The organism is Candidatus Margulisiibacteriota bacterium (assembly GCA_028706105.1).
Classification (GTDB): domain Bacteria; phylum Margulisbacteria; class Riflemargulisbacteria; order GWF2-35-9; family DYQY01; genus DYQY01.
In genome coordinates, this window is the sequence record JAQWCF010000060.1 from 1 (window position 1) to 11,984 (window position 11,984).

The 11,984-nt window shown below is 34.4% G+C and carries 9 protein-coding genes; all 9 read left to right on the top strand.

Annotation, left to right across the window (positions count from 1 at the left end; genetic code table 11):
- On the top strand, positions 1-1,581 hold a 1,581-nt coding region (groL, locus tag PHF25_06805), incomplete at its 5' end, for a chaperonin GroEL (protein MDD4527723.1).
- Positions 1,582-2,062: 481 nt separating this feature from the next.
- Positions 2,063-4,111: an O-antigen ligase family protein gene (locus tag PHF25_06810; protein ID MDD4527724.1), complete on the top strand. Its 2,049-nt coding sequence runs from the start codon at positions 2,063-2,065 to the stop codon at positions 4,109-4,111.
- Positions 4,083-4,493, top strand: coding sequence for a four helix bundle protein (locus tag PHF25_06815; GenBank protein MDD4527725.1), 411 nt, complete (start codon positions 4,083-4,085; stop codon positions 4,491-4,493). The genes PHF25_06810 and PHF25_06815 overlap by 29 nt, the downstream gene beginning before the upstream one ends.
- An 85-nt stretch (positions 4,494-4,578) precedes the next feature.
- Complete coding sequence (locus PHF25_06820; protein MDD4527726.1) at positions 4,579-5,613, top strand: tetratricopeptide repeat protein; 1,035 nt, start codon at positions 4,579-4,581, stop codon at positions 5,611-5,613.
- 7 nt (positions 5,614-5,620) lie between these two features.
- Complete coding sequence (locus PHF25_06825; GenBank protein MDD4527727.1) at positions 5,621-7,042, top strand: sugar transferase; 1,422 nt, start codon at positions 5,621-5,623, stop codon at positions 7,040-7,042.
- A gap of 59 nt (positions 7,043-7,101) precedes the next feature.
- Complete coding sequence (locus PHF25_06830; GenBank protein MDD4527728.1) at positions 7,102-7,683, top strand: hypothetical protein; 582 nt, start codon at positions 7,102-7,104, stop codon at positions 7,681-7,683.
- Positions 7,684-7,694: 11 nt separating this feature from the next.
- On the top strand, positions 7,695-8,405 hold the full coding sequence (locus PHF25_06835; GenBank protein MDD4527729.1) for a pyridoxine 5'-phosphate synthase: 711 nt from the start codon (positions 7,695-7,697) through the stop codon (positions 8,403-8,405).
- A gap of 191 nt (positions 8,406-8,596) precedes the next feature.
- Positions 8,597-11,287 carry an AAA family ATPase gene (locus PHF25_06840; GenBank protein ID MDD4527730.1) on the top strand — a complete coding sequence of 897 codons (2,691 nt, stop codon included), beginning with the start codon at positions 8,597-8,599 and terminating at the stop codon, positions 11,285-11,287.
- Positions 11,288-11,984 (top strand): tyrosine-type recombinase/integrase (locus PHF25_06845; GenBank protein MDD4527731.1); only part of this gene is annotated, 697 nt, incomplete at its 3' end. It abuts the gene before it with no gap.

Consider the following 11,984-nt stretch of genomic DNA (forward strand, 5'->3'; position numbering starts at 1 on the left):
GTAAAAGTAACATTAGGGCCTAGAGGACACAATGTTGTAATAGAAAAGAAGTGGGGTTCGCCTACAATAACAAAAGATGGTGTAACTGTTGCAAAAGAGATAGAACTTAAAGACCCTTTTGAAAATATGGGTGCTCAGCTTATTAAAGAAATCGCCTCAAAAACAAACGATATTGCTGGTGATGGGACAACAACATCAACAGTACTTGGTTATGAAATTTTCAGAGAAGGTCTTAAAAGTGTTAAAATGGGGATGAACCCAGCGGCAGTTAAAAGAGGCATCGAGAAGGCTGTTGACATCTCAGTTAAAGATATTACTTCCAGAAGTAAAAAAGTTGAAACAAAAGATTCTATTGCACAGGTAGCTTCAATTTCAGCAAACAATGATGCTGAAATTGGTAATTTAATTGCAGAAGCAATGGATAAAGTTGGTAAAGATGGTGTTATTACTGTTGAGGAATCTAAAGGCTTTGAGACGACCTTAGAAGTAGTCGAAGGGATGCAGTTTGATAAAGGCTATGTTTCTCCATATATGATTTCTGATTCTGAAAGAATGGAAGCAATAATGGATAATCCTTTTATCTTAATTACAGATAAAAAGATTTCTGTGATTAAAGACCTTCTTCCAATTCTTGAAAAGACTATGAATTTAGGAAAGCCATTAATGATTATTGCTGAGGACTTTGAAGGTGAGGCATTAGCAACTATCGTGCTTAATAAATTAAGAGGCACATTAAATGTAGTTGCTGTTAAGGCTCCAGGATTTGGAGATAGAAGAAAAGCTATGCTTCAAGATATTGCAATTCTTACTGGTGCTACAGTTATTTCTGAAGAAACAGGGTATACCTTAGAAGCTACTGAGTTAGAAATGTTAGGTAAGGCTTCTAAAATTACTGTATCAAAAGAAAACACAACGATTGTTAAAGGTGCTGGTTCTGCCGAAGATATTAAAGCTAGAGTTGCCCAAATTAAAAAAGAATTAGAATTATCAGATTCTACTTATGATAAAGAAAAGCTTCAAGAACGACTTGCTAAGCTTGCAGGTGGTGTAGCCATAATTAAAGCAGGAGCTGCAACTGAAACAGAACTTAAAGAAAAGAAGCATAGGATTGAAGATGCTATTGCGGCAACCAAAGCAGCTGTTGAAGAAGGTATAGTTGCTGGTGGAGGAACCACTCTAATTAGGGCAATTGAAAAAGTGTCTAATTTGGAAAAAGACACCCAAGACGAAGACGAGAAGACAGGTATTTCAATAGTAAAAAGAGCCTTAGAAACTCCGCTTAAGACAATTGCTTATAACGCAGGAGTTGAAGGTGCTGTTGTTGTTGAAAAAGTTAAGGCTAGCAAAGGAAACGAAGGGTTTAATGCTTTAACACAAGAATATGAAGATCTATTTAAAGCAGGGATTGTTGATCCTGTAAAGGTTGTCAGATGTTCATTAGAAAATGCTGCAAGTATAGCGTCAATGTTGTTGACCACATCTGTTTTAATAGCTGAAGAGCCAGAAGAAGAAAAGCCAATGGCCGGTGGTGGTATGGGCGGCGGAATGGGCGGAATGGGCGGCATGGGCGGAATGATGTAACTTCAAGCCTCACCCCCTAAAGGTAGAGAACGGAATAAATAAAGTGAATTGTAGTCCCCCTCTCCTAAAAGAGAGGGGGATTTTTTATGTTCTTTAGAAAAATCTCTTTAAGAAAACATTAAAATGTAAAGTTAATAACCCTCTCTTTTAGGAGAGGGTGCTGGCAAGATAAAAAATAAGCAGTTTTTGTTTTATTCCAGCGGGTGAGGCTTGGGAATTTTTATGCAAATTTCTAAACCTTCTCTTTTAGAAAATAATAAAACGTATAGTGAATAAACCTCTCTGTTAGGAGAGGTAGCTACAAGTTAGGTTGCTGAATAAATGAAAGTAGCTTTAGCTGGTGAGGTTGGAGAAGGTGGCGACAATAAAGAGAATAAGAAGTTCTTAGATTGTTTCGCCGGTTGAGGCAGAGGGGGATTTTTTATTAATTTTGAAAGCAAAATAGTGCAGAAGAAATGCATTGATGATATAATCTTTATCTATGATTGGTTTCACAGAATTTATTAGAAATAATCTTTTACTTGTTGAGATAACCATCGTCGTTTGCTTGTTCTTATCTTATTTTTTTACTGAGCACAAAATACACCCAGTTAAAAGAGCCATTAATGGATTAATGCTGGTCTTTGTTTTTGGTGTGCCAATATTTTTCACATCAGCAACTAGAAGCGTATTTGAAGTAAATAAAATGATTTTACTTAGATTTGTTTCATTAGCAGTTTTAGGTTTATGGGCAGTTAAAGCATTGCTTATAGATTATGAAAAGGAATGTCCTAGTGAAGCGCATAAAAATAAAGAATATTACAGCATACTAGGAATAAAGTGGTACAAAACAGGACTAGAAATTCCTTTACTTTTTTGGCTTATAGTTAACGTTGCTTCTGCCCTATTAAGTAGAAATATTTATGTTTCTATTATTGGTGCATATGACAGGTGGGAAGGGTTAATTACTGTTTTTAATTATGCTTTTCTTTTAATGGTATTTGCTAAACAGGTAGACTCAATTAAGTTTTTTAACTGGATGCTTTTTTCTTTTATTATTTCTGCTTCAATGTCTGCAACCTACGGAATTGTGCAAAGTAATGGTATTGATTTTATGAGATGGTCAGCGGATGCTACATCGAGAGCTTTCGGTAGTATTAATAATCCGGTTCATTATGGACCTTACGTTGGAATGATGATTTGTTTGGCCTTTGGATACATGATTAATATTAAAAATTTTCAATCCTCCATGAAAAAATGGACTTTCCATTCTTTGTATTTGCTTTCTTTTGTTCTTACAATAATAATTTATACCGCAATGTTTTTATCTTGGGGGAGAGGGACTTGGCTTGGATTTCAAGGAGCACTTACCTTTTTCTTAATGTTCTCTAATAGAAGTTTTATAGAGGATTCAAAATTCAGCTATTATCTTGATTTTATTTTAACTACTGTTTTTATTGGAATGATTTATATATTATTGCTTTTTCACGTTTATGAAATTTTACCAATTTTTGCATGGATACCTATTGTTTTATATTTTATAGGATATTCTTACATTGTTATCTCTAAGAGAACTATTTGGAATTTATTGGACAGGTTAGTTATTATTGCGATGGCATACATAATGCAACTTATTTCTGTTGGCTTATTAAATTTTGTTATTTACAATATTTTATTGTTAGTTATTTTTATAATTCACAAAATACATTACAAAGAACAGAGCATCCTTTTAAAGAATAAACTAATATTTTTATTGTTGTTTTGTTTTGGGTTCATTGTGGCTGCGCCGACTATTAAAGATTTTGGAATTATGTTTGTTTACTTAGGAATTTTATTAGCAGCATATGTGTTGAAGCTGTTGCCAATATTTAATAAAAAAAGTTTTTCTGAAATACATATTCCTATCAAGACAATAAATACCGTAACAATAATTATTATTATTTTAATTTCTTTTTATTTTGTTCCTAAAATTACAATTTATGAAAATAATTTTGGCCAAAAACAAGAGCAACTCAATGTTTTGTCTACCGCTAAGGGAAAAGTGGCTTCTTATTCCTCAGAAGCAATAGGTGAGAAGTCAGCTAGAATGAGTATGTGGAAGAGTGGAGTAACTTGGGGGTTAGACAACCCTCTTTTGGGGACTGGGGTTGATACTATCAAGGAAGTTTATCCTTCTTATCGTAGAGTAGAATATGCTAGAAGAGAGGGTGGCCATAATTTAACACCGGATAGGTTGCATAACGAATATGTGAATACTTTTGCAGCAACCGGGTTTTTGGGGTTCATTGGTAGGTATTTTCTCGTGATTGGTTTTTACATTTATATGATTATTGGATATATGCATAAAAACAGAAATAAGCCATCTCTATATTTAATAGCCGCAACTTTTGTAGGATTTGTTTTTTATCAAGGACAGGTACTCTTTAATTTTGGAGTAGTTGCGACGGCTTCTTTTGGTTATATGTTAATGGGGTTAGGGTTAGCTATAGGGTATTATGGTTTCGGAAATTCTCTCACAGCGAATGACGAAGGACGTAATAGCGAGGGATGAGGGACGTTTATTGTTAATTAAACATGTAAGAGATATGGAGGTTTATAAATTGGCATTTGCTACAGCAATGAATATTTATGAGTTAACCAAGGGATTTCCTGTAGAGGAAAGATATTCCTTGGTAGATCAAATAAGAAGATCATCACGGTCAGTTTGTTCCAATTTAGCTGAAGGCTGGAGGAAAAGAAAGTATAAAGCAGTGTTTATCAATAAATTGACAGATTCATCTCAGGAAGCCAGTGAAACTCAGACTTGGCTGGAGTTTTCTTTGAGTTGTGGATATATAAGTAACGAGCAGTTTTCTGAAGTATATGAGAAATATGAACATATTTTTGCTATGTTATTTAATATGGAGAAAAAAGCCGATGATTTTTGCAAATAAAAACCGTCCCACGTCCCACGCCCCTCGCCCTTCGGTAATCTTATCAAAAGACACTCGTATCATTATAGTTATTATTGTTTTAATAATGGTTGCAGTAGGATATTGGCAAATACTACTTCCTTGGATGTCAGAGAAGAATTATCGTAATGGGTTTATTGCCAACAGTCAGGGGCAATATTTGGCCTCAATTTCTTTTTTAGACAAATGCATACAATTAACGCCATGGGAGACATATTATTTTATTACACAAGTTCGTAATTATGAGGAATTATCTAGGCAAGAAAAAGATATTGATAAACAAAAACAATGGTTAGTTAAAGCCAGAGACCTTTATACCTATATGTTAAATATCAATCCAGAGAACCCTTGGTATTGGAATGGAATAGCTTCAATTTATTTAAGTTTATTTAATGTTTCACAAACAGCCGAAGAACGTAAAGAAAATTTCGATTTAGCTGGCGTCGCTTATAAGAATGCAGCTGAAGCAGATCAACTAAATCCATTATTTCAAATGTCTTATGGTTTTTATTTGCACCGATCAGGCGAGACAGACGAAGCAATAAAATTGTATCAGAAATGTACAGAGTTAGATGATTGGTTTGTTGAAGCCTTTTATCGTTTAGCTGAAATAGAACTTGCCAGAGGCAATTATGATAAGGCGATTGAGCATTTAGAAGGTATTGCTAGTGCTGACAGAGTTAATTATTATGAGCCAGGGAAATCATACGGTGGTTGGGTTAAGGGTGGTAATTTTAATAATTATCGACAGAAGTTGGCTGAGCTTTATTTTTCTCACAAGAAAGACATGGCGAAGTCTATTGAATATTACAAATGGACGTTAGAAATGAATGACAGTGACCCATTAGCTTGGAAAGGATTGGGGATGGCGTATCATCAAGACAATCAACTAGAGAGAGCTATTTACTGTTACAAGAAGTCTATTTCTCTAAACCCTGATCAGGAAGATGTTTATAAATATCTTTCATATTTGTATTACAATATTGGGTTAGTAAACAGCAGTAAAGAAAATTTTAATAGATATTTTAAGTCTAACAATAATGATAAGAAGGCAAGAGATGATTATGAAAAAATCAATGCTTTTACTGGAAGCATCAGGTAAAGGATAAATGATTTTCTTTTTATTTGAGTTTATTGCAGACCTGCTTATTGTTAGCTTTGTTTATATTTTGGCTTATATCTTGAAGTTTAAAATGAAATTTTCATGGGATATTACACAAATAGCATATGGAAACTATGTTCAACATGCTCGGGTAGAAACATATTTACATCTTTTATACATTATCCTTTTAGTTTGGGTTTTTTCTTTGCTTTTATTTGGAGTTTACAAAGAAAGAAAAGGTATCCTCTCCGGTATTGATGAATTGTTAAATATTATCAAAGCTGGGTTTTTGTCTACGACATTAATTATAGCTGCCACTTTTTTAGTATATGGTGGTGATTATTCCAGATATGTTTTTTTGTATGGTGCAGCATTATCTGTTTTATTTATTTTTATCAATCATCAGCTTAATTTCAACTTAAGGTCTTATATTAAAAACTTAAGGGGTAATTGTAAAAAAGCAATTGTTTTAGGTACAGATGAGATAGCCCAGAATATTTATGCAAGAATTTTATTCAATGAGTGTCACACCTATGAGCTTTTAGGAGCTTTTGGGAAAAAACCTGAGAAATTAATCTATTCTGTTGACTCTAATTTTAAGTATTTAGGAAAAAGAGATGCTTTGCTTGAGTATGTTTCTAACAATAAAGTTGATACAGTTTTTATTATCACTGCAGAGTTGAGTGTTGAAGAAGTATCTGCGTTGCTTGAAGCTCTTATTAGATTGGGTATTTCCGTGAAATTTCAGCCTTCTTTTCTGGATATAGCCTTGGGCAAGCTAGAAAGTAGTGATGATCTAGGAATGCCATTTTTTAGCATTAAGCCTAGCAAATTATCTGATTTGCAGTTTTTGTTTAAGAGAATCTTTGATTTGTTAGTCATTATTCCTTGTATTGTTTTATTATCACCATTAATTTTAGTTATTTCTTTATTGATTAAAATAAGTGATGGTGGAAGTGTTTTTTTTGTTCAGGAGAGAGTTGGTCTTCATGGAACGAAGTTTTTAATGTATAAATTTAGATCAATGCCTGAAAACATAGAGGATGAGACTGGTCCAGTAATTAATACAAAAGTCACTACCGAGAGAGCTACTTTGATTGGAAAAATTCTTAGGAAAACTTCCTTGGATGAGTTGCCTCAAATGTTTAACATTCTTAAGGGAGAGATGAGTATTGTTGGCCCTAGACCAGAAAGACCTATTTTTGTTGAAGAGTTTAAACAGAAATATTCCGATTATGACTTGCGCCATAACATTTTACCTGGATTAACCGGATGGGCTCAGCTTAATGGTCGCTCTGCCTTGTCTACAAGAGTTGATGAGAAGTTGATGTATGATCTTTATTATATAAATAATTGGTCAATATTGTTTGATGTTAAGATAGTGTTGAAAACTATGGTGTATGTTTCTACATGGCAAGGCGCTTACTAGTTTTCACCCTTTTGTTATCGTCCGTATTTTTTGCTCAAAATTTTGAGTACATTAGAACTGTGTATCAAGGGCAAGATATTACTTCCGCTTATTTGGACGGAAAAGAGGTTCTTTCCTTGTTGGGTAATAATCAGCAGACCTTAGAGAGAGCCGTATCTGTCTTGGCTCAAATTCAACTTTTTAGTGAATTAAATTATTCGTTTAAAGGTTTAAGCTGGCAGAAGACAAAGGGAAAGCATTTGCTTTATTGGGATAAGGAAGTTATTGCAGAATTATCACAAGAAGAAATGAATATAAATAATAAAAGAAAAAACGATTTAATTAAGGCTGTTAAAGTTTTTGAGAATATTGACGGGGACAAGGTCGTGTTAGGTAATGAACAGGACCAATCATTTAAGAAAACAATGACTTTATATAAAAAAAACTTAGTTTCATATGATGGAATTCTGCCTGCTGTTCACAACCATTATCCATTGGGTACAATGCTTAGACTACAGAACCCTGATACCGACTGGACAGTGGTTATAAAAATAGTAGATAATGATAAGGCAATGGATGAAGGTTCTTTAGGAGTGGATGAGAATACGTTAAAGGCCCTTGGTATGAAGTCAAAGAAAAAAGTTAAGGTTGAGGTTATTTAAAGGAGTAGATTATGTTGTTAGGAGTTAATATAGATCACGTTGCTACCTTAAGACAAGCAAGAATGGGCAAAGAGCCCTCTGTTCTTGAGGCAGCGCTAATAGCAGAAGCAGCAGGAGCAGATTTAATTACTACCCATTTAAGGGAGGACAGAAGGCATATTCAAGACAGAGATGTTGATCAAATTAAGGAAAAGATAAAAATTCCCTTAAATTTTGAGATGTCATTAGTTGAGGAGATTGTCGTAAAAGCACTGACTATAAAGCCGTATAAAGTGACAATTGTCCCTGAAAAAAGAGAAGAAATTACTACTGAAGGTGGTTTAAATGTTGCCTTGTACCGTGATAGGTTGATTGAGGTTATTAAGAGGTTTAAGCAAGCCGGCATTATTGTTAGCTTATTTGTTGACCCATCGTTTGATGTAATTAAGGATTCCAAAGATGTAGGTGCCGATGCAATAGAGATTCATACAGGACAGTATTCTAATGCAAGTCTTGCTCAATTTGATGTTGAGCTTGCGAAAGTAAAAAGTGCTGTTGAGTATGCTGACTCGATAGGGTTAGAAGTTGATGCTGGGCATGGGCTTAATTATCAGAATGTAAGTTATATTGCCAAAATTCCTAAGTTAGTTGAGTTAAATATTGGACATAGCATTATTTCTAGAGCTATTTTTGTTGGACTAGAGGCTGCTATTAAAGAAATGAAGGAATTGTTAGTAAGCTAAGCATACACTTCGACACCTCGATACAATTTTGCGTTCATCGAGTGATTGCCTAGCAATCGTATCGAGATGCGCAAAATTACTCGGTGAACGAAGTCCAATAATTACCTCAGTGACCTAATCTCAGTTATAAATTTAAGTGGCGAATAAATAAACAATTAAACATTTAAACAAATGAACGCTATAATGCATGTATGATTTGTCAAATATGTAATAAACGAAATGCTACTATAACCTTGCAGACAAACATCAATGGTGTTAATAAAACTTTGCATATTTGTCAGGAATGCGCTAAGGAAAAAAACCATTTATTATTCCCCAAACCGTTTATTGATTCTTTAGCAAAACAACAAAATTTACCGCCTTTTCTTGATTCATTATTGAAGCAGTTTAGCCAGCCTTCCTTTGATAAGGTATACGGAATGTTTAGCGAGCATGCCAATAAATCTATGTACATTGCTCAGGAAGAATGTAAACGTTTAGAGCATGGATTGTTAGATACTGGGCACATGTTGCTGGGGCTTCTTAAGGAAAAGGGGATTGTTACTAAATATTTTGAATCTGAAAAGATTGATGTTGCTGGATTTATTTTAGAGATAGAAACTGCTTTAGGTAAAGGACAGGCTCCAGGAGGTGCTGAGGGAGAAGTTAAGTTAAGTCCAAGAGCGAAGAAGGTAGTAGAACTTTCCTATAATGCTGCCAAAGAGATGCAAAGTCCCTATGTTGGCCCTGAACATTTATTAATTGGATTGTTGAGAGAAGCAGAGGGAATTGCTTTTATTTATCTTACCAAACGAGGTGTTTCAATTAATACTTTTTTGCAGTTTGTACAAAAAGAGATGCCAGATAAAAAAGAAAAAAAAGAAGAAGATATTAATAAATTTTTTAATAATTTTTTTGCAGGGCAAGATGTTGAAGCAAAAAAGCCTGAGCAATCTGGTTCGGATATTTTTGAACAGTTTGGGCGTGATCTTACTAAGCTAGCTCAGGAAAATAAATTAGACCCAGTAATTGGGAGAGAAAATGAAATTAAACGAATAATAAGAATACTTTCTAGAAGGACAAAGAACAACCCAGTATTAATTGGCGACCCAGGGGTTGGTAAAACAGCAATTGTTGAAGGTTTAGCGCAAGAGATTGTGAACGAAGAAGTTCCTGAGAATTTAATTGGTAAAAAGGTTATTGAATTACAGTTGTCCTCTGTCATAGCTGGAACAAGGTTCAGAGGAGATTTTGAGGATAGACTGAAGCGATTACTTGAAGAAGCAACAAGGAAAGACTCAAATATTATTTTGTTCATTGATGAGCTTCATACGATTATTGGGGCAGGAGCTGTTGGTGAAAATTCATTAGATGCCGCGAATATTCTTAAGCCTGCATTAGCTAGGGGAGAAATCCAGTGTATAGGAGCAACTACTATTGATGAGTATCGAAGGTATGTTGAGAAAGATGCTGCTTTGGAAAGACGGTTTCAGAAGATAGACGTATCAGAGCCTAGTAAGGAAGAAACCATCGATATTTTGAAGGGACTAAGAGATAAGTACGAGGCCTTCCATAGAGTAGATATTGATGAGGATATTATAGCGTATGCGGTGGAAGCATCTTCGAGATATATTACTGATCGATTTTTGCCTGATAAGGCAATTGATATTATTGATGAAGCAGCCGCTATGGTTAGACTAGACTCCATTTCATTGCCAGAACATATTAAACGTGTCCAAAAGGAATTAGTTTTAATTAAAAAAGAGGAGAAAGCTGCTGTTAAAAACCAAGAATATGAGAAGGCGGCAGAATATAGAGATAGTATAGAACGTTTAGAATCTTGGATTTCCGAAGAAAAAGAAAAGTGGATGGCAAAAAAAGGAACAAAAGTTGTGAGAATAGAGAAAGAAGATATTTCTAAAGTAGTCTCTGATTGGACCAAAATTCCTTTAACTTCTTTGCAAGAAAATGAGCTGGATAAATATTCAACAATGGAAGATGCTCTTAAAAAGAATATTATTGGTCAAGAGGAAGCGATTGAAGAAATATCCAGAGTTTTAAAAAGAGCACGTTCTGGCTTAAAAAATCCTGATAGGCCTATTGGTTCCTTTGTTTTTGCTGGGCCAACAGGTGTGGGAAAAACAGAGTTAGCAAAAGTTCTTACTGAATATTTAATGGGAGATAAAGACAAATTGCTTCGATACGACATGAGTGAGTATATGGAGAAATTCAACATCTCTAAATTAATAGGCGCACCACCTGGTTACGTTGGTTATGATGAAGCTGGTCAACTCACAGCTCAAGTTAGAAGAAATGCCTATAGCATCATTTTGTTTGATGAGATAGAAAAAGCACATCCAGAGATTTTTAATATATTATTACAAATCTTGGATAATGGATTTATGACTGATAGTCAGGGTAGAAAGATAGATTTTCGAAATACAACAATTATTATGACCACTAATATGGGCTCAGATCAAGTTAAGGCCTATGGCTTTAACAAAGGCGGTTCTCAGAGCGATTATGAAACACTTAAAGCAAATGTTCAAAGCGAGATAAAGAAGAATTTTAAGGTTGAGTTTATTAATAGGCTGAACGGAGTAATTGTGTTTAAGCCTCTTGGCTTTGAATCTATGTCTAAGATTTTTGATTTATTAATCCAAAACATTATCGAGAGACTACAAGAAAAAAATATTAAAATTAAAATTTCTAAGTCAGTAAAAGAAAAATTGATCAAGGAATCAGAGTATGACGAGTTTGGTGCTCGTTCTTTGGGCCGAATTATTGAGAAAAGCATCGAAGATCCGTTAGCTCACAAATTATTAAAAAAAGAGATAAAGGGCGACCAAACAGTCAGCTTGAAGCTTTCTTCGCATGGCGAAATAATTTTTTCTATTGCATAGATGAAGATTGAGCAAGCGGTTGAAGATTTTCTTTTGTATTTGAAGTACGAGAAGGGTTACTCTCAGAATACTTTTTCAGCATACAATATAGATTTATTTCAATTAATTAAATGGGGAAAGGTTAAAGATACTGATTCCTTTTCACTAGGACATATTAACGATTATTTGCTACAGATGAAGCGTAGAGGGTTTGAAAAGAAAACGCTTACTCGTAAACTTTCAGCACTCAGTTCTTTTATTAACTATTTGCTTAAGAAAGGAATTATTAAAGAAAATCTTAAGATTTTCTTGGATTTTCCACGGCAAAACAGAAGATTGCCTAAAACGGTCAGCAAAGAGACTGTCAAGAAAATGAGCGGTTTGAAAATGAAGAAGTTTTATAAGGACGAGATGATTTTTTTACGTGATAGGGCGATGATGGCTTTAATGTATGGCTGTGGACTTCGGGTTTCTGAGGTAACCGATTTGTCATTAAAGGATATTGATTTAGTGAGAAGGACAATCAGAGTTTTTGGTAAAGGTGAAAAGGAAAGAGTTGTTCCCATTGCCGAGGTTATTTCTCTGAAAATTAAAGAATTCATAATTGCGTGGAAAGAAATAAAGAGAGTCGCTGTTTTTACCAAAAAGAACGGTAGTCCGTTGACAAGGCAGAGGGTCTGGGGAATCATTAAAGACTGGAAAAGAAAGCTGGATATTC

Bases quoted from the DNA above. Each gene is read 5' to 3' on its own strand.
- PHF25_06810 (MDD4527724.1), top strand. From the start codon at position 2,063: ATGATTGGTTTCACAGAATTTATTAGAAATAATCTTTTACTTGTTGAG.
- PHF25_06815 (MDD4527725.1), top strand. From the start codon at position 4,083: ATGACGAAGGACGTAATAGCGAGGGATGAGGGACGTTTATTGTTAATT.
- PHF25_06820 (MDD4527726.1), top strand. From the start codon at position 4,579: ATGGTTGCAGTAGGATATTGGCAAATACTACTTCCTTGGATGTCAGAG.
- PHF25_06825 (MDD4527727.1), top strand. From the start codon at position 5,621: ATGATTTTCTTTTTATTTGAGTTTATTGCAGACCTGCTTATTGTTAGC.
- PHF25_06835 (MDD4527729.1), top strand. From the start codon at position 7,695: ATGTTGTTAGGAGTTAATATAGATCACGTTGCTACCTTAAGACAAGCA.
- PHF25_06840 (MDD4527730.1), top strand. From the start codon at position 8,597: ATGATTTGTCAAATATGTAATAAACGAAATGCTACTATAACCTTGCAG.